The sequence below is a fragment of the Shewanella sp. MMG014 genome, from assembly GCF_018100775.1.
Taxonomy (GTDB): Bacteria; Pseudomonadota; Gammaproteobacteria; order Enterobacterales; family Shewanellaceae; genus Shewanella; species Shewanella japonica.
Genome location: NZ_JAGJDZ010000002.1, coordinates 521,111 through 539,511 on the forward strand (window position 1 = coordinate 521,111; position 18,401 = coordinate 539,511).

Annotated in this window: 16 protein-coding genes and 1 rRNA gene; 8 read left to right on the top strand and 9 right to left on the bottom strand. The window is 38.8% G+C overall.

The window, feature by feature from the left end; translation table 11 throughout:
- Positions 1 to 98 precede the first annotated feature (98 nt).
- The 4 genes from J8L86_RS05250 (at position 99) to J8L86_RS05265 (ending at position 4,886) form a co-directional block, all read left to right on the top strand.
- On the top strand, positions 99 to 3,209 hold the full coding sequence (locus J8L86_RS05250; protein ID WP_211029130.1) for a DUF748 domain-containing protein: 3,111 nt from the start codon (positions 99 to 101) through the stop codon (positions 3,207 to 3,209).
- A gap of 199 nt (positions 3,210 to 3,408) precedes the next feature.
- Positions 3,409 to 3,765 (top strand): glutathione S-transferase N-terminal domain-containing protein, encoded by a 357-nt coding sequence (locus J8L86_RS05255; protein ID WP_055026297.1) that lies wholly within the window; start codon positions 3,409 to 3,411, stop codon positions 3,763 to 3,765.
- 204 nt (positions 3,766 to 3,969) lie between these two features.
- Complete coding sequence (locus J8L86_RS05260; RefSeq protein ID WP_055026298.1) at positions 3,970 to 4,425, top strand: hypothetical protein; 456 nt, start codon at positions 3,970 to 3,972, stop codon at positions 4,423 to 4,425.
- Positions 4,426 to 4,673: 248 nt separating this feature from the next.
- On the top strand, positions 4,674 to 4,886 hold the full coding sequence (locus J8L86_RS05265; RefSeq protein WP_055026310.1) for a DUF2986 domain-containing protein: 213 nt from the start codon (positions 4,674 to 4,676) through the stop codon (positions 4,884 to 4,886).
- A 96-nt stretch (positions 4,887 to 4,982) separates the two neighbouring features.
- Here the strand turns inward: J8L86_RS05265 and J8L86_RS05270 are convergent, their stop codons facing one another.
- On the bottom strand, positions 4,983 to 6,497 hold the full coding sequence (locus J8L86_RS05270; protein WP_065107785.1) for an MATE family efflux transporter: 1,515 nt from the start codon (positions 6,495 to 6,497) through the stop codon (positions 4,983 to 4,985).
- Positions 6,494 to 7,342: an ion transporter gene (locus J8L86_RS05275; protein ID WP_055026300.1), complete on the bottom strand. Its 849-nt coding sequence runs from the start codon at positions 7,340 to 7,342 to the stop codon at positions 6,494 to 6,496. The genes J8L86_RS05270 and J8L86_RS05275 overlap by 4 nt, the downstream gene beginning before the upstream one ends.
- 180 nt (positions 7,343 to 7,522) lie before the next feature.
- Between J8L86_RS05275 and J8L86_RS05280 the strand changes: the two genes are divergently transcribed.
- Together J8L86_RS05280 and J8L86_RS05285 are read left to right on the top strand one after the other, a co-directional pair.
- The gene (locus J8L86_RS05280) at positions 7,523 to 8,029 is read left to right on the top strand and encodes a L,D-transpeptidase family protein (RefSeq protein ID WP_065107784.1); all 507 of its coding nucleotides are present in this window, start codon (positions 7,523 to 7,525) and stop codon (positions 8,027 to 8,029) included.
- Positions 8,030 to 8,082: 53 nt separating this feature from the next.
- Positions 8,083 to 8,640, top strand: a complete 558-nt coding sequence (locus J8L86_RS05285) for a VOC family protein (protein WP_065107783.1) — start codon at positions 8,083 to 8,085, stop codon at positions 8,638 to 8,640.
- A gap of 104 nt (positions 8,641 to 8,744) precedes the next feature.
- Here J8L86_RS05285 and J8L86_RS05290 read toward each other — a convergent pair whose 3' ends face one another.
- The 5 genes from J8L86_RS05290 to J8L86_RS05310 form a co-directional block, all read right to left on the bottom strand.
- On the bottom strand, positions 8,745 to 9,509 hold the full coding sequence (locus J8L86_RS05290; RefSeq protein ID WP_247663198.1) for a DUF4344 domain-containing metallopeptidase: 765 nt from the start codon (positions 9,507 to 9,509) through the stop codon (positions 8,745 to 8,747).
- 88 nt (positions 9,510 to 9,597) lie between these two features.
- Entirely contained in the window at positions 9,598 to 10,458 is an 861-nt protein-coding gene (locus J8L86_RS05295; RefSeq protein WP_055026303.1) for a M23 family metallopeptidase, read from the bottom strand.
- Between the two features lie 301 nt (positions 10,459 to 10,759).
- A complete protein-coding gene (locus J8L86_RS05300) occupies positions 10,760 to 11,629 on the bottom strand; it encodes a 6-carboxytetrahydropterin synthase (protein WP_065107780.1) in 870 nt (289 codons plus the stop codon).
- Positions 11,630 to 11,784: 155 nt separating this feature from the next.
- Positions 11,785 to 12,480 carry a response regulator gene (locus tag J8L86_RS05305; protein ID WP_055026305.1) on the bottom strand — a complete coding sequence of 232 codons (696 nt, stop codon included), beginning with the start codon at positions 12,478 to 12,480 and terminating at the stop codon, positions 11,785 to 11,787.
- 6 nt (positions 12,481 to 12,486) lie between these two features.
- Complete coding sequence (locus J8L86_RS05310) at positions 12,487 to 13,974, bottom strand: ATP-binding protein (protein ID WP_211029132.1); 1,488 nt, start codon at positions 13,972 to 13,974, stop codon at positions 12,487 to 12,489.
- Between the two features lie 227 nt (positions 13,975 to 14,201).
- On the opposite strand from J8L86_RS05310, the gene J8L86_RS05315 reads away from it, so the two are divergent.
- Positions 14,202 to 14,471, top strand: a complete 270-nt coding sequence (locus J8L86_RS05315; protein WP_055026307.1) for a hypothetical protein — start codon at positions 14,202 to 14,204, stop codon at positions 14,469 to 14,471.
- 1 nt (position 14,472) lies between these two features.
- A complete protein-coding gene (locus J8L86_RS05320) occupies positions 14,473 to 14,808 on the top strand; it encodes a hypothetical protein (RefSeq protein ID WP_211029134.1) in 336 nt (111 codons plus the stop codon).
- 81 nt (positions 14,809 to 14,889) lie between these two features.
- On the opposite strand, the gene J8L86_RS05325 is transcribed toward J8L86_RS05320, so the two are convergent.
- Complete coding sequence (locus J8L86_RS05325) at positions 14,890 to 17,367, bottom strand: EAL domain-containing protein (protein ID WP_211029136.1); 2,478 nt, start codon at positions 17,365 to 17,367, stop codon at positions 14,890 to 14,892.
- Positions 17,368 to 18,166: 799 nt separating this feature from the next.
- Positions 18,167 to 18,282: ribosomal RNA gene (rrf, locus tag J8L86_RS05330) — 5S ribosomal RNA — on the bottom strand.
- Positions 18,283 to 18,401: the final 119 nt, after the last annotated feature.

The following is an 18,401-nucleotide window of genomic DNA, read 5'->3' on the forward strand; positions in this document are numbered from 1 at the left end:
TTTTTTGTAAAAATATTTAAACAAGCAAGTAACTGAACGATAAATTAGATAAAATGTCAAAATATTCACTGTCTAAAACCAAAAGAAGCAGTCGTACTATGATGTCGTTGTTGACTAAAATGAAGCTCGCCTATTCAAATCGCCCTCGTTACCAAAAGGCCGCGATAACAATTTCATTTATTTACTTATTATTCATTTTGACTTTAGGCTTACTGGTTCCGTTTATAGCCTCAAAACAGCTTCCAAAAATTCTTGAGGAACAACTTGGCAGACAAGTAAGCCTTGAAGATATTAAAATCAACCCATTTACTTTTGAAGCCAGCTTACATGGTTTTTCTATCGCGGAGAAAGACAGCACAACTGACTTCATTTCTATCGAAACGCTATCGGTTGATTTTCTCTTTTGGCAGTCGTTATTTAATCTTAACGTTACCTTAGATTATCTCACTATTGAAGGAAGCCAGTGGGCAGTCACTCGCCTAAATACCCCTTCAAATCAATTTAACTTTTCCGATATTCTTGATACTTTAGCGGCTAATAACAACAGTTCGGAACCAACAGAAAGTGACAATCAAGCAACGCCGATAGCACTTCACCTTAACCAATTTGAGTTAAACAAAGCGCGTGTTAACTTTGACGATGAGGTAACACAATCAAGCCTTACCTACCCTAATATCACAATTAACGGTCAATTGATTAAAACCGATGCCTTACTGGCTAATTCAGTCGATGCAAATAAAATTAGCCTGTCTATCACTGATGATAAAAAAGGCGTTTTAGCGTTAAACACTCAATTTCAATTGTCGCCTATATTAGCCAATGGTCAGGTTACATTGACTCAAATTACTTTGCCGCAATATTGGTCATTCATTGACAGTATGTTTGATGTGTCATTAACGTCAGCAAACTTGAATGTTTCAACTGATTTTGCCATTTCTGAACCTGTGGTCTCTCAACTTGAGACAAATGTCGACTCATCAGAATTACCCGTTAATATTGAGCTCACTAATACTGATATTGCACTTGATAATATCGTCACAAAAGATACTGAACGTAATGTCGCAACCATAAGTTTATTAGCATTAGAAGGTCTTAGTGCTTCTTCTAAAGACAAACTCATCGATATCCCATTATTAACAACCAACAATGCTGACTTTTGGTTAACGGTTGCGCCTAAACGAATAAACTTAGTTGAGTTGTTCACTCCTAAACAGCAGCAAGCAGTTAATACACAAAGTAAAGATAACGCACCGGATAACCAAGCTACGGCCAATAATCTCAAGAGCCATGACAATAACAACAGCGCGCAACAATGGCTGGTCACGCTGCATCAATTCAAACTTAATGATTACCAGTTTGAACTCACAGAAAGTGTGGCAAACAAAACAAGTAATTTCTGGAAGATATCCAATATCAATTTATCAACAGGTGTTATCAAATCAGATTTATCTGTGCCGATTGACTATCAACTTGATTTATCGATTAACGATCAAAGCCAGTTCGCCTCACAAGGCCAGCTCGATGCAAACTTGATGAGCATTGAAGCTGATATTGATTACCAGAATATGGATCTTACCAAGCTACAACCTTACATTGCTCCTTTTATGAATATCACCTTAGAGGATGGATTATTTAATACAAAGGGCCACGTCAGTGCCAACAATCAGCAAAAGCTCATTTTTAAAGGGCAAGCATCGGTATTAGATTTAAAAATAAAAGATAACGTATTAAAGCAGCCCTTACTCAACTGGGATGCAATGAAGATAAACCAGCTTACATTCGATAATTTAGCAAGATCATTATTAATCGATGAAATCCAATTTAACCAGTTATTTAGTCGCTTAGTCATTGCTGAAGACAGAAGTACTAATATTGCAGACTTAATCGTACAGCCAGCCAGTAAGGGGGTTGAAGATATTGACCAATCAGACAATGCGTCAAAAGAAGCGCCTATTGATGTCGAACTCAGTTCAACAGGCTCAACTGAGCCAGCTTTCGCTATTAGCATTAACCGTATCGGATTAAAAGAGAGCTCTGCTTTCTTTGCGGATAACTCACTTACACCTAATTTTGCTTCAGGTATTGAGCAGCTAACAGGCGAAATCACCCAAATTTCAACCAATCCACAAACAAGAGCATCAGTGAATCTTGAAGGTAAAATTGATAAGTATGCGCCTGTCACTTTAAAAGGTGATATTAACCCGTTGCTTGCTAACCCATATCTAGATCTTAATCTTGCTTTTAACAAAGTAGAATTAACCTCAATCAATCCTTATTCAGGAACCTATGCTGGATACTATATTGATAAAGGCCAACTCTCATTGGCTCTTAACTACAAGCTTGAAAACAATCAATTAGTGGGTAGCAATCATTTAGTTGTTGATCAGTTACAACTAGGTAAGCCAAGTAATAGTTCACTCGCGACCTCACTGCCAATCACCCTAGCTATAGCTTTATTACAAGACAGGCACGGGGTGATTGATTTAGGTGTCAATGTAGATGGTGACTTGGATTCTCCAAGCTTTAGTTTTGGCAGCATCATCATGACAGCCATTACCAATGTGATAACTAAAGCGATTACTGCGCCATTTTCGTTACTCGCAGGTCTTGTTGATAGTGATGAAGAAATGGATAAGGTGAGTTTTGAATATGGTCAAGCTATCATTGATGCCAATCAACAATCGACGCTTAGTAAACTAGCAAGTGCACTGAATGACCGTCCATTATTGATGCTAAACATTAAAGGCAGCGTAGATTTAGTTAACGACCAACAAGCGCTGCAGCAGCAACAACTGCACAGTAAACTTGCTGCACTCGCCAAGCTTGATATAAGTGAACTACCAGCCAATATATCTGCGAGTCAATTTCCAACTCAAGGTGAGTTAGTGACAGCATTAATGAACCTATATCAAAATGAAACTCAACAAGATCCACAACTCATCAAACAACAATTACAAGCTGAAGCAGCAGAAATTACAGCAGAAGAACTAGCAACAAGATGGCATATCGCGCTGTATAACTTAACGCTAAATCAACAAAACGTTACTGAATCTGCACTGGGTCAACTTGCCCAGCAACGTGCTAAAGCGGTTAAAACCTACTTGGTTGAGCAAGCACTGATTGACCCAAGTAGAGTGTTCATTCTTGAAAGCCGGGTACATATGGAAGAATCAGAAGCACAGGCAATACTGACTTTAGATGCTAATTAGCAATGTCGTATACCAAAGCCTAGTAATGCAATTGAGCCTTAACCTGCAAGGATAAACACGTTAAGGCTCACAAGTGACTATTATCTGTGAATAACATCACGTAAACTGTCGCTAAATTTGAATGTAAGTGCATTTTTATAAGCAGCATTCATCCACAAATATAATTAAATTGATTCATCCAGTTTAAAAAGGAAGCAGTATGTTTGTTATTCGTTGGATCCTCGGTCGTATTATCTTATTAGCTAACTTTATATTTCCAGGTAAAAAACGTCAGCGCCCAGTTGCAGAGCAAGCAAAAATCGATGAGCAAACAAAAGGTTTAGCCCTTTACCAATACGCGGCATGTCCATTTTGCGTCAAAGTACGCCGTGCGATTCGCAGACAAGGTTTAGAAATAGCGATTGTCGATGCCAAACAAGATGCCAATAAGCAGCAGCTCATTGAGCAAGGTGGCCAACTAAAAGTGCCTTGCTTAAAAATAGACAAAGATGGAAAAACTCAGTGGATGTATGAATCCAATGACATTATTGCTTACCTAGAAAAGCAATATGCATAGTCAAAACGTCAGTAAAGCCTATGGTCGCAGTTTACTTTTGTAGGCTGCGATAAAGCTTCTTTACAGGCGGGATAACACCTTGTTAATTGACACTCTTCTCACCAATACCGAAGTGCTCAATTCGTTATAAATAACTATCAATAAAAATAAATTTCGTTTTTAATAGACCCAGTTGATTTTAGAAATAGGTAAAGGGATATTCAGGTGCTAAAGATTTTTGCTATTGCAATCAGTATTGTTTTATTAACTGCATGTACTTCTGCCCCTTTGGAGCCTGAAGCTTATGCAGGACAATTCAAAGATAAATTTAGCACTTCCATAAAAGGAGAAGGTATTAAGCTTTTTACTTACAAAGCAAAAGTTGCAACGGCAAGTGACCGTGGCATTGAAGACCCACTCCCCCACCAACAAAGAATCGATCGCCGCCGCCAAAACGCACGAAGTTATGCCATTGAGCAAGAACAGCGTGCAGAACGATTAGAGCTTTGGGGTCAACAAGTTGAAGTCGGTTTACAAAAAACCATCGACATGACTGGTTACTGTAAAGAAGGTTACATGATCCTTAACCGAAGTGTGAGTGAAGGCCGTGGAGAAATCCGTGGCGAATGTAATGACGGCGCAACTGCTGAAGATATTGAAAAATTTAGCCGCAACTTTTAATTAACGCCTCAACTACAAATATCCATTAATCTATAACTAAGTATCCTATTGCTTAATTTAAAGCGGCATTAACTGATTCAACACTGCTTTATTCGCCCACAATAGATTATATAAGTAGTTTAACTATATCCTGCAGCCAGTTTGAGCTAAACTTAGCTTAATCATTTAAAGCAACTATGAGGCACTCTTGTAGTTGTGAGTTAGACAGTAAAGTGCCACCGGCACCATTAAGCGAGTTAGCAAGTCCCATGAACAGAAAACAGCAAATGATCAAAAAGACCGCTAAGCGGGCTAAAGCGAAGCAAAATAAAATCGTTAAAGATAACCCACAAAAAAATCCAAAAGTGGGGTATATCTCGAAAGCCGTTCGCGCTCAAATGGAATTAGAAGAGCAGCAGAAATTAGCTGAAGCGGCACAAGCTGAAGCCTCGCCTGAACAAGCCCAAGCTGAAGAAAAATAACCGCAGTAATTGTTATCTAATTAGATAAAAATAAAGCCCAGAAACGTCATAGTTTCTGGGCTTTATTATTTAACAGGCCTTATTTTGAAATATAAGTTACTTATCTTTTGATGATAAAGGGTTTTCTAAGTCACCATCTCGAATAATCTCTTCACACAAAGGCTCTTCATTTAACTGGGCTAAATGCACATAAGATGACGATTGCGGTGAAGAGCTAGGACTCATTTCCAGTTCTATTTCACTGTCTTCAGTTTGTTGGGCTTGTTGATGCAGTTTCTGTTCATGCTCTTTATTGGTAATTTTATCAATGAGTCGATAACCAACCCAAACCCCACCGATACCAAATAAAATAGATCCAACCGCCTGTCCAATCAGTACGCCATACACCCCACCAATTTGGGCGCCAAAATACACAAATGGAATTGTACCTATAGTAGCTTTACCTACATTAAAGAAAGTTGAGTATTTCGCTTTGCCCAAATTGTTAAATGAAGCATTAGCAACAAATAAAATGCCATTAAATATAAAGAAGATAGCGATATAATTACAAAAGAATAAAATCAGTTCCTCAGCCTCTCCTTGCATATCAAATGCCGACACAATTTGATGTTTAAGGGCAAATAAAATAATCGACACACCTAATACAAATACCACACAAAATTGAATGGCTTTTGTTAAGCTTTCTCTGACTCGGCCAAACTCAAGTGCGCCATAGTTTTGACCGATAATTGGCCCCACTGCGCCACTAAGAGCAAAAATCATCCCAAAACACACAGGAATTAATCGCCCTAACACTGCCCAACCAGCTACATAACTATCACCGAAGTCTGCAATGGCTTTAGTTACTACCGCATTACCTATCGGTGTCGCCACATTGGTTAGCATTGCAGGTAAAGCAATGGCAAAAATAGTTCGAATATCTTCGACAAAATGTTGGCGATTAAATTTACCCAACATTTTATGTTTAACTACAATGCCGCGAGCAGAAATAACAAATACCGCAATACGAGCAAATACTGACGCTACAGCTGCCCCTTCAATTCCCATACTTAATGCAAAGATGAAAATAGGATCAAGGACTAAGTTAACCCCACCACCTGCAAGTGTAGACATCATAGAGAGCTTAGCATCACCGATGGCTCTTAGTGCCCCACCAAGCGCCATCGCTAAACAAATAAAAGGTAAAGAAGGAACTAAAATGCGAAGATAACTCTCAGCAAGTACAGCTGTTTCGCCAGTAGCTCCTACCAATGCAAGTAACTCAGGAATAAAAATAAATACCGTAATGGCAACAAATACACTGGTGATTAACGAGACAACGGCACTGTTTAATAGCATCCTTTTAGCCAGAACCATGTTCTTAGCACCAACGGCTCTCGATACCAGTGCACCCAGTGCTATCGACAACCCTATGCCGATTGATGTCGTAAAAAATGAAATAGCGCCAGCATAGCCAACCGCAGCAGCTAACTCCACTTCGCCCAATAAACTTAAGAAAAAGATATCTAATAAATCGACCACAAACAGCGCTGAAATTCCCACTGCCGCCGTTGAGCTCATGACTAAAATGTGCTTTAAAATCGACCCTTGAACAAACTTAGCTTCGGTCATGATTTCCCTTCTGATTGATGTTGCTCTAATTCACTACCACAGTGATGACAAAATAAAGCCTGTAAATTATGGCCACGAGTACCACAATTGCTGCACTTTCTTAAATCTCGCTCAGCAACCATTTCATGTGATATTTCAGCGGTTAATATTCCTGTAGGAATCGCAATAATTGAATAACCAATTAACATGGTAAGTGAAGCAATCGCCTGACCTAAATTAGTCTGTGGCGTGATATCGCCATAACCAACGGTTGTGATAGTCACTATGGTCCAATACATCGATTTTGGAATTGAAGTAAACCCATTTCCAGGTCCTTCAACCACATACATTACGACGCTTAATGCCATTATGATCAAGCTCACTGAAAAGAAGAAAATAAACACTTTCCTGCGAGACTGAATCATCGCTTTTAGCAGCAAGTTTCCTTCACTGAGGTAGCGCAATAATTTTAATACTCTAAATACCCTAAATAGCCTTAATATCCTGAACGCTAATGAGACGTTTGCCCCTGGGAATATCAATGCTAAAAAACTCGGTAAAATCGACAGTAGGTCGACAATACCGTAAAAACTACGCATATAAGCCCAGCGGTTGATTGAGCCATAAAGCCGCAACAAGTATTCAATCGTAAACAGCCAAGTAAACGCCCACTCAGCATAGTAAATTGCTTGGCCATATTGTTGATGATAACTGTCGATGGTATCTAAAATTATCAGTAATACACTGAATAAAATACAAATGATGAGTCCGATATCAAACCATCGACCTAGCTTAGTTTCCGTGCCAAATATGACAGAACGTATATGCCGTTTTAATGGCGTGTCTTGCTTTTCTTCTGACGTCATAGTTCACTCAAAAATGACCATTAATTAAGTACCGCATAATATGAAAAATACGGTATTATCTTTGTAAATAATAAATTCATTATGACAATTATTGATGCTTCTGCTAGATTGCTTAACGAATTAACCTCATGTTAACACTATTAATAATAAACATATCGAAAAACTGCTTTTGGAGACTTCATGTACTTGGTTAAATACCTCTTTTTGCTCGCCATTATCACGCCTACTTTCGTCAATGCTTCAGTCGATCAACTTATTAAAGCAAAAGTAGACCTCGTCGTGGTGAATAAATCTGAATCAAGTATGTCGATTTACCATCAGGGTCAAAAGCTAAAAACCTACCGCATTGCCATGGGCGATACCCCTCAAGGACATAAGCTTAAAGAAGGCGACCAACGAACGCCTCAAGGAAGATACACGTTAGATTATAAAAAATCTGATAGTGCTTTTTATAAATCTATCCATATCTCTTACCCAAATGAAGAAGATCGCCTGCGAGCAAGTGCCTTAGGGGTCAGTCCTGGTGGCATGATCATGATCCATGGCCAAAACCCCAACTCACCTTTAACACCTGAGCAAGCGCAACAGTTTAATTGGACCAACGGCTGTATTGCTGTAACGAATAAAGAGATGGACGAATTGTGGCGAGTTATCGAAGAAGGAACTCCCATTGAAATTTGGCCTTAGCCAGTGCGTCGTTTTTCCACCTTATAACCATAAAAACACCTTCAGGATCCCTAATGAATTATGCTCAGTTACAGCAAAGCTGGCCTGAATTTAACCAGCGTATCACTCACTTCCTACATCAATTAGGTTTAGCAGACTTAGCTCTAAAGTGCGATCATTGCGCCCTGAGAGTTAATAGCAAGGAGAAAGCTGAATTACTTGTTGACGCATTTGAACAAGCTGGTCAAGTGATCTCAAACAATATGATTAACGGTCGTCCTATCCTAATCATAAAATTACATACACCAATGCAATTAAATGGTGCTAGCGTGCCATGTGTCGAGCTGCCCTTTCCTTCAGATAAGGTTTACCCTCAAGAAGGCTGGGAGCACATTGAGCTTGTCTTGCCCACTACAGCAACCACTTGTGAAGCACTCATCTCGGATTTATCAAGAAAAGTCCCGTCAATAACGGCTATTATTGAAGGAAAAACTGATATCAAAGTGAAGTTAAGCTCACCTCAAGGCGATAATGAGCGATTAGCAAACCCTACGATTGCTTTTAAGAAAGACGGTATTTGTATTAAAGTTCACCCTCATAGCATTGAAACTATTATTGCTAGTGAGCAATAAAGTCTTACTTTATTCGCCATTAGTCATACAAAAACACTAGCCACAAACTTGTTAGCCTGACCCAGTGGCTAATGTTTAACATGTATTTAATAGGATAGGTTTATTTAGTGAGCAAAGTAACCTTGCCAGTTTTTTGTCATAACTTGAAAGTGTTCAATACAAAACGACTTTCTATCAACTCGATAATCCTTTTCAATTTCATTCAGTAATGCCGGATACTTTTCTGGTTCAGAGCCATAGACTAAACACAGGCTTGAAAAGTACCTTTGTAAATCAAAACTATGCTCATCGATATACTCACCTAGCTCATAAAAATCAGGGCGGTGCTCTGATTCTAAAGCAAACAAATCTGCTGCATTGAGTAAGGCATCATCGCCAGCATCAATATAATTAAGCATGATAATAGCGGCAAAGTTATCTGCAGCATCCTCTTCTTTGCCCAATATTGGAATACCATTATCAGCAATATAAGCATGAGCAATCTCATGGAGTAGCGTATGTAATAACGCATCGACTGCGGCTTGCTCCGCTGAGTCAGCAAGCTCGGCCTTATAAGCATTTTGACTAAAATAGTCTATTGAATCGACGATAAATGAGTACGGGATGTGAATGGTGTGAGAGTTGGGGTCATATAAAGGGCCATCTTGGCTCCCATACTCAATCTGCAGAGGATTGTTAAAAGTGAAGTAAGTTTCAGCCAATGCTTGTACTAACTGATTAATTTCACTTCTTTTTATTATACCTTGATAACGTAAATCAGCTTTACTTGCAGGCAAATAAGTTACACTCATTTTCGCTTTTTCAGATGCTAAGCTGACACCTGATATCAAATAAATCGGTATTATTAGGGCGAGCAATAATTTATTCATAATCATCTCCTTACATCGCCCTGTGATAAATAGCTACACTTAGCAGCGGCTTAACTTATTATTTATATCAATATTTGTATCGATAATATTATTCTTTTATAGCTTTCTCAGCAGCTAATATTTCTGACATCGGTGGCACGACGGTGACAGGATCTAAACGCATTTGATACCAATTTATGCGCCAATCAAGGTGTGGGCCAGTAGCGCGTCCTGTTGCACCAATCTCAGCTAAATTTTGCCCTTGTTTCACTACATCACCGACTTTGGCATACAACTTACTTAAATGCAGAAATGTAGAATTAATACCATAACCATGATCAATAATAAGCGTGCCACCTGAATAAAACATGTCAGGTTCAGCTAGAGTAATCACACCATCGGCAGGTGAAACAACAACGGTTCCTGTTGGTCTTGCCACATCCACGCCATAATGCGGATTGCCTGGTTTACCGTTGTATACTCGCTGGCTTCCATAAACCCCTGATATACGCCCTGTAACAGGCCAGATAAAATCCTGCATGAACGCCGTTTGTTCACTAAATGTATTTCTTGCCGTGCGGGTTAGTTTCGCATCTTTAGCAGCGCGTTCTTGTGCAGCTGGGTTCGGCTTCATTATTTTTTTACTGATGCCAGTGACGCGATCAATTTTGTATTCTTTTGCTTTGACCGTCATTGGTTTTAATTCAGTTAATCCGTCCGGATATACCACTTCGAGCATTTGCTCTTTAGCGGCATCTCGTTCAAATCCAAACGCAAACTTACCTTGAGGCGTCACTTGAATCGCTTCGCCATTAAGTTTTACAACGCTACCTTCAGGAACAGCGCCTCGGATCAGTGCACCTTGTTCAAATTGTCCTTGAAGCTGGATTTGAGCATGAGCGGTAAAAGCGATAAAACTAGCACTCAGCAGTGAAAGCACACAAAACTTTTTACATTTATTGTCAGACATGTACGATGCATTCCTAATGTATATGTATTCTATTTAGATTCAGGTCGTTAAAGAATTAACGAATAGGCATCTTTTCAGCCAATTTATACAATAGTATGGTTTTAAACTAATAGATTCAAACTGTTAATCATGAGCGAAAGTTAACCCATTCAAGACAGCACTCTTTATAGATAAAAGATAGATTAAAAAGAGAATAAAAGGATTCTTGTAAGGCTAAAAAGAACTAATCAGGGGATGTTGATTTGAAAAATGTATAAAGCTTAATAGAGCATCTTGACTCTATTAAGCTTTATAAAACATGCTACTTAACAGCAATAGCACCTTTGCCAATACCTTCAAAGGCAATCACTTTAAATTCTGACTCAGGTGACTGTTTTGACATAGACTCTGCTAAAAATTGTGCCAATAACTCTACTGTGGTGTCATGGGGAATGATGTCACAGCAAGATTTAGGCATCGCAAGCTGAAAGTCACCTTGGGGGGCTTGATAGTGAAAGCCGTAATGAGTTGCATCATTCACTTTAGCTTGCTTTGATAAAGACAGAGTGCTGACATCAACAATATCTTCTTCACTTCCTAAATATATATCTTGCCATCTATCGGCCCAATATTGATCCCATTTAGGTGCTGCAATACCGTTTTCAAATACAGTAATTGGACTACGATGTCCGTGGGCGATACGCTGGCAATTGCCGTCGTGCTTTCTAAGACCGTGACTGTAATGGTAGTAAGGCGTATCTAGCACTTCATTACGAAGCGTTAAGCTAATACCTTCAACATTATCAGGTAAAGCTTCACGTAGCGCTTTGATTAAGAATGAATTAACACTTTCAAAGTCAATCACTTCGGTAGGCACAAGTGCAAATGCTTGTGACGGACACGCAAGATGAATGTCACCTTGTTGGCTTGAAAAATCCATCCAAACTCTGTCACCCTTTTGCTGCCATCTCACTTCACTGCATGCTGTAGGAATTAATAGTCGGTGGTCTGCGACATCATCGATGGTATTTTTAATGGTTTTTTTAACTTTTGAAAAGTCCAAAACCATATTCTGCTCATCCAGACCGCCATCAAGCAATACATCGACAATCCAGCTTTCTCCCACCATGCCGCGAATTGGACACAAATAAGAGAAATCAATAACGGTTAAATCTTTTACAAACAATTGCATTAAAGCTCCTAGGCAGAAAAACAGTCCGCCTCAGTCAACGTATCCCAATATAGCAATGGCTAAAGGGAATAATAAATATTGTTGGCTATTCTAAACAAAACAAGCGCTAGGAGCGAGTAAACAAGCTGAGAATATGAAATTGTTTTCAAAGGGCCTTATTCTATTTTGTAACCCACACCATAAATTGAATGAAGTAAGTCAATTTGAGTTTGGTGCATTGTTAGCTTGGCTCTTAGGTTTTTAATGTGGCTATCAATGGTACGAGAACTCACTACGCGGTCATCGACATAACAAACTTGCATTAAACTATCACGGCTATGAACCACCCCAGGACGTTTTAACATGGTTTGCAGTAGTCGAAACTCGACAGGGGTTAACTCCACTTCGACACTCGAAACAAAACACTTAAAGCGCTGGATATTGATTAAAATATGTTTATAAGCAATTTCATCTTCACTAATTTTAGGTTCAACATCTATCCGACGTAAAATTGTTTTGACTCTGGCAACGACTTCTCTGGCTGAAAACGGCTTACATACATAATCGTCAGCGCCAACCTCTAATCCGATAAGGCGATCAATTTCATCTACTCTTGCCGTGAGCATTAATAAAGGAATAGATGAGAATTGGCGTACTTCTTTGCAGATCGTTAAACCATCTTTATGAGGCAACATGAGATCTAAAATAACAAAATCAATATTGCCATTTTTAATGGTTTCGACAGCGTGAAGCCCATCATTTAACACCTGAGTCTCGAAGCCTTCTAACTCAAGGAAATCAACGAGTACTTGCGCAATTTTTTGTTCATCTTCAACAATTAACACTTTCATATTAGGGTAATCTGTACTCATTATTTTTTATGGCTCTTTTTGCAAAGGTAAAACAATTTCAATACATAGGCCACCTAAATTAGATGGTCTTGCGCTAATCAGCCCTTCATGAGCCTCAACAATATTTCTGCTAATCGTTAAACCTAGACCTGCACCATTATTTCGCCTAACTCGTGAGCTATCTTGCCGATGTAGAGGGTCAAATAAAAGTTCGCACTCTGATGCATCGACAGACGGTTTTGTGTCATTAAATACAATCAATAGACGTTCTTTCTCAGTGATGAGGTCTATAGATAGGCGCCCAGGGCTATCAGTGTAGGCAACTGAGTTTAAAATCACATTGGCTAACAATTGCCGAAGCCTCATCGCATCACCAGTGATAAAAATGGGCTCATCAGCGGTAAAACTCACTGCGATGTCTTTTTCACTGATCTTATCTTCTAGTGATAGTAATGTTTCATTAATACATTGGGTAATATTAAGAGACTCAAACTGATACTTTAAGCCGCCAACATCAGATAAAGAAAGCTGATATAAGTCGTCAACCAAATGCTTAATTCGCATCACTTCCTGCTCTAGTGAAGTCAGTTGCTGTTGATTAAAAGGCCGGATGCCAGCTTTTATAGCGTCGATTTCACCACAAAGAATACTCAATGGCGTTCGCAGTTCATGTGAGATATCGGCAAACCAACGATTTTTGGCACTGCGTGTATTTTCTAAAGTCACAGCAAGGTGATCAATATCATTCATTAGCAGCCCCAGTTCGTCTTGGCGGTCTAAATTAAAGCGTTCTGAGTAATTCCCCTTAGATAAATGAGATATCCCTTTTACAACTTCTCTTACAGGCATAAGTAACACCCGTGCCAATAGCCATGAAATAATAATGGCTAACGATAAACAAAGTAGACCTATCCAAATGCTGGTCCATAATTGCTGCTTCGCAAACGCCTTAGCCGAAATACTATTTACTTCAAAAATAGGGTTACTGTATAACGTGGCAACGACTTCATCGTTATATAAAACAGGCATGCTGATGCTGCCATCAATATCGTCAAATGCATCACCAGCTAAACGCTCACCCGCTGGATTATATATTGATGTTGGTGGGCCTAGTCTTCTGGGCGGCCCTGCTTTTCTAGCATCTCTTAAATGCGGTGGTGGCCCACGCCTTACTCTTTCTTCAGGACCCGAATCAACGCCTTTGATAGCATCAACGAAAAGAGGTCTAGGAGGTAATTTCCTGTCACCATTGGTAACTAACTTTAATGGGTCTGCAGAAAACACTCTTAACAAGGTATTTAATTGTTGTACAGAGACGTTATCCCAACTTTGGCCTGATTGACCATATAAAGAAGAAAAAGAATTGGATAATGTATGTAACCGTTCTTCTTCTAAGGAATGAATGTAATTAACAAAGCCTTGATCAAAACTCCACCTCGCAAGTGATAAGGTTGCGATAAGAACAATACTGGTCAGCCCAATGAATGCTAAAAAAAGTTTTTGAGATATCTTCATGAAACCAAACCCAACAAGCTCTATAAAATTACCCTAAATGATTGCATCTACATTTTGAATCAAGCACATAACTTGATAAATTAACCGATAAATTAGGAAACAGTTCAACAGTATATATAGCTTACACAAATCCCACTACCAAACCTTTAAAACTCCATAAAATCTGCACATTTTCTACATACTTGATTGTTACTGTGTTTATCAATTTAAGGCAATAAGGAACTCAAATGATTAAAACACTTAAAAGCTTTACCGTATTGAGTCTGGTTTTGTGCTTCTCATCCGGCTTGATGACTGAAGCTGCTGAACGTCAAATGCGTAAACCGCCACAAGAAGCGTATGACATCTGTGAGGACAAAAATGAAGCCGATGTCGTCACCATTACAACCCCAGACGGAGATGAAGTGGAAGCAACGTGCCAGCTAATGGATGATGAATTAGTTGCAGTGCCTGATAATCATCCACAACGTGGCCGCTCTAAAGGAAATAGAGGTTAACATGCAATTTGAAGTCTGTTTATCTGGCAGGAACGTTAAAGTCAACCAATGGAATAAGACTGATAACCATAGGCGGCTAACGCATCAATTACACATACTAGATATAACAGATGATCATATTCATGCTGCGGTTAACTCGCTTTCTGAGGTTGAGCAAACATCAATCTCAGAAATGCTTACTTTACTAAATATTGCTCAACAAAGTGGTCTTAGAATGTCTATAGAAGGATTAAAGCCACATGTAAGTAACTTATCATATCAAGACTTGGCCACGGTTTTTGTTGATATTTTAAGGCAGATTAGTCAGCTAGACTCAGATTTATTCATGCCTAACTGACTAAAAAGCGGTCAGAATAATAGAATGACAGCATAGTATTAGTGGCTAATAATGCGAAGATGACGCCGATGAAAGACACCATTACATTTGGGGCAGTATTGGGGTCAGAGTTGCTGGTAATTGTGGCTTACTGAAAAAGTAACCTTGTGCTTGGTCGCATCCATTTTCTAACAAGAAAGCAGCTTGTTCTTTCGTTTCCACACCTTCAGCGATAACGGTCAGTTTTAATGCATGCCCCATCGCAACTATCGCTTTAGCAATCGCAGTATTGTTACTGTCATCCGGAATATCCGCAACAAATGATTGATCAATCTTTAGTACATTGATCGGCAATTTTTTTAAATAACTTAATGATGAATATCCGGTTCCAAAGTCATCAACAGATAACTGAATCCCCATATTTCCTAATCGCTTTAGATCGTTGATGACTTTCTCAGGCTCATACATCATACAACTTTCTGTGATTTCTAGTTCAAGTCGATTAGCAGGAAAGCCTGTGTCAGCAAGCACCTTTTCAACATCGTCAATAAAACTTGAACGTTGAAACTGCAAACTCGCTACATTTACCGCTAAATGACCAAATTGATAACCTGCTTCAAGCCAGGTTTTACCTTGCTTACAAGCCATCGTTAATACCATTAAACCGATTTGATGAATTAATCCAGTTTTCTCAGCTATCGGGATAAACTCAGCAGGTGAAATGACACCATGCTCTGGGTGTTGCCAACGGATCAATGATTCTAAACCGACAAGCTTACTATCAAGCAGAGATAGTTTTGGCTGATAAACAAGATGAAATTGATTCTCTTGAATAGCTTCGTGCAGCGCACTTTGAATTTTTAAATGTTCAACAGAATTGAGCGTCATAGTTGAATCATAAAAAGTGACATTGTTACGTCCATTTTGTTTAGCAATGTGTAACGCTGTATCTGTATTTTGTAATAGCTGTTCAAAGTTTAATGTGTCATTTGGGAATACTGACACGCCCATACTTAGCGTAACTCTAATAAGTGGCCTATCATCGAACTTGAAAGGTTGTTCGATCATAGATTTTAATTTATTAATCTTACGTAAAATCAATTCATGTTGATGAATATCAGTCAGTAGAAGCACAAACTCATCACTACTAAGTCGAGCCACAATACAATGCTCACCACTAAGTTGAGATAACCTTTCGCCTACTTCGATTAATAATTTATCCCCAACGTCATGCCCTAAGCTGTCATTGATATGCTTAAAGAAATCAATATCAAAAAATACGACCGCTAATTGTGTTTGCTGATGTAATGCTTTTTCAACCCGCTTTTGTAGAATTGACCTAAACAATAACCGGTTAGGTAATTGCGTCAAAGTATCGTAATAAGAAAGATTAGCGAGTTTTTCTTCATTACGCTTTTGAGTCGAAATGTCAGCAAACACTGCGACAAAGTAATTAATTTTATCTTCTTGGCTATAAATCGCATTAATGGTGACTGACTGAGGGAAGATTTCGCCTGACTTACGTCGGTTCCAAATTTCACCATGCCACTTACCTTTTACAAGTAAGGTATTCCACATTTTTGAAAAAAATAGTGAATCGTGTTTGCCAGAGTTTAAAATTCTTGGGTTTTGACCCAATGCTTCACTACGCTCATAGCCAGTTATTTTACTGAATGCTGCATTCACCTCAGTGATATTGCCGTCGCGATCTGTGACTAAGACGCCTTCAACAGTGTTTTCAAATACACTTTCAGCTAATAACAGTTGCGTTTGGGTTTCTTTATGTCGAGCAATGTTACGTGTAATACCAATAATACCGACCAGCTTATCTTGGCTGTCATAGAGCGGCGCTTTTGTGGTTTCTAACCAATGTCGCTTGTTATTTTCATCAATCCGTTCGCATTCTCCGACAACAACAGGCTTTCCTTCTATTTCAGCTTGCCTATCACCTTGAACAAAGGAGTCAGCCGTATCAGAATCAAATAAATCGTGATCATATTGGCCAATAATTTCAGAATGTGATTTATTCCAAGCTATATCCACACTTTGATTACAAACAGCATATTGACCAGAGAGGTCCTTAATCCAGATATGTTCTTCAAAAGCGTTAATAAAGTTCTGTAAATTAATCCCGTTTAAATGGACATTTTCATCAAATTCACATTGAAACGACAAACTTTGGGCAGCCATAAGCAAAGTCGCTTCAACTTGTTGTGAATCATGGGTTAACTCACACACTGAGCATATAAAAGAAATGACTTGACCCTCTTTGTCATTTCCAAAATGTACAGGGAGGCTATTGAGCTTATAATGTTTGTCTTGGTAACAAAAATCGGAATGGATTACGTTAAGCGGTGACGTTGAAGTATTAAAACCTTTGATAAGACTTTTGCATTCTTTAACCACTAAATGGGTAAACTCAGAAACTGAATCACAAGGTAATTCAATCTGATGTTCAGATGTGATTAATAGGCTTTGTTCATCAACAGAAACGACATATACAGATGAATGTAATGCTTTGGCTGCTAGATCGATAGTTTGCTGCCAGCGATTCACTGCAGCTTCTGTTAATTTATGCATTATATTAGCTAATCCCTACCAAGTGGTAGTCATCAATTCGCAAAGTATATAACCCCAAATTCAAAATTTGAATAACCTAATTCAGTATATGCTAACCAGATCATTATTGTGCCCAAACAAAATAAAACACGTGCAACAAAAGTGCAGCACAAAACTTACAACTACCTATCTATTTACGCTTTTGTGCTGCGGAGGTATCAGCAAAAAATACCTAAACGAACGTGTTATAAATAATAAAGCGACCCAATCTTGTGATGAATGTAATGAATTTATCCCAAATATTCATGATCATACCTTAAGCACAGATTTTAATTCATCTTACTAATCAGCAAATAGCGTTAATAATCATGTTTATGTCACTTATGATTAAGAAAACTTATGCACTTAACGATGGTCTATTTGTACATGGGCATATCGTCCACACTGTTTTTCGCTACACTCAACTCACTTAACAATCAGATACAAAAAAGCCCTGACTTATTAAGTCAGGGCTTTCACGACTCTCTTAAAAGAGAAATTAGGCACTTAGCGATGAGCGACTTTCTCATAGGCATATCGTCCACTCTGTCTTTCGCTACACTCAAGTTACTTAACAATCAGACACAAAAAAGCCCGTTGCATGAGTAACGGGCTATCTACTCTCTTAAAAAACAAATTAGGCATTTTACCATAGCTGACTTTCACATGGGCATATCGTCCACACTGTCTTTCGCTACACTCAATCCACTTAACAAACAGACACAAAAAAGCCCGTTACGTGAGTAACGGGCTATCTGCTCTCTTAAAAGAGAAATTAGGCGCTTGGCAATGACCTACTTTCACATGGGGAGACCCCACACTATCATCGGCGCGATTGCGTTTCACTACTGAGTTCGGGATGGGATCAGGTGGGACCACAATGCTATTGTCACCAAGCAAATTCGGGTGTTAATCGCTTATCGCAATTAACTAAATTCGGAAAGCTGTTTGAGTGTCTTACTTTATTAAGCGCTTTAAATTCTTCACTAAGTCTTACCTTCAACAGTAAGTACTAA

What these genes read in the sequence shown, in the direction of transcription:
- J8L86_RS05250 (WP_211029130.1), top strand. Translation starts at nt 99, where the DNA reads ATGATGTCGTTGTTGACTAAAATGAAGCTCGCCTATTCAAATCGCCCT.
- J8L86_RS05255 (WP_055026297.1), top strand. Translation starts at nt 3,409, where the DNA reads ATGTTTGTTATTCGTTGGATCCTCGGTCGTATTATCTTATTAGCTAAC.
- J8L86_RS05265 (WP_055026310.1), top strand. Translation starts at nt 4,674, where the DNA reads ATGAACAGAAAACAGCAAATGATCAAAAAGACCGCTAAGCGGGCTAAA.
- J8L86_RS05270 (WP_065107785.1), bottom strand. Translation starts at nt 6,497, where the DNA reads ATGACCGAAGCTAAGTTTGTTCAAGGGTCGATTTTAAAGCACATTTTA.
- J8L86_RS05275 (WP_055026300.1), bottom strand. Translation starts at nt 7,342, where the DNA reads ATGACGTCAGAAGAAAAGCAAGACACGCCATTAAAACGGCATATACGT.
- J8L86_RS05280 (WP_065107784.1), top strand. Translation starts at nt 7,523, where the DNA reads ATGTACTTGGTTAAATACCTCTTTTTGCTCGCCATTATCACGCCTACT.
- J8L86_RS05285 (WP_065107783.1), top strand. Translation starts at nt 8,083, where the DNA reads ATGAATTATGCTCAGTTACAGCAAAGCTGGCCTGAATTTAACCAGCGT.
- J8L86_RS05290 (WP_247663198.1), bottom strand. Translation starts at nt 9,509, where the DNA reads ATGAATAAATTATTGCTCGCCCTAATAATACCGATTTATTTGATATCA.
- J8L86_RS05295 (WP_055026303.1), bottom strand. Translation starts at nt 10,458, where the DNA reads ATGTCTGACAATAAATGTAAAAAGTTTTGTGTGCTTTCACTGCTGAGT.
- J8L86_RS05300 (WP_065107780.1), bottom strand. Translation starts at nt 11,629, where the DNA reads ATGCAATTGTTTGTAAAAGATTTAACCGTTATTGATTTCTCTTATTTG.
- J8L86_RS05305 (WP_055026305.1), bottom strand. Translation starts at nt 12,480, where the DNA reads ATGAGTACAGATTACCCTAATATGAAAGTGTTAATTGTTGAAGATGAA.
- J8L86_RS05310 (WP_211029132.1), bottom strand. Translation starts at nt 13,974, where the DNA reads ATGAAGATATCTCAAAAACTTTTTTTAGCATTCATTGGGCTGACCAGT.
- J8L86_RS05315 (WP_055026307.1), top strand. Translation starts at nt 14,202, where the DNA reads ATGATTAAAACACTTAAAAGCTTTACCGTATTGAGTCTGGTTTTGTGC.
- J8L86_RS05320 (WP_211029134.1), top strand. Translation starts at nt 14,473, where the DNA reads ATGCAATTTGAAGTCTGTTTATCTGGCAGGAACGTTAAAGTCAACCAA.
- J8L86_RS05325 (WP_211029136.1), bottom strand. Translation starts at nt 17,367, where the DNA reads ATGCATAAATTAACAGAAGCTGCAGTGAATCGCTGGCAGCAAACTATC.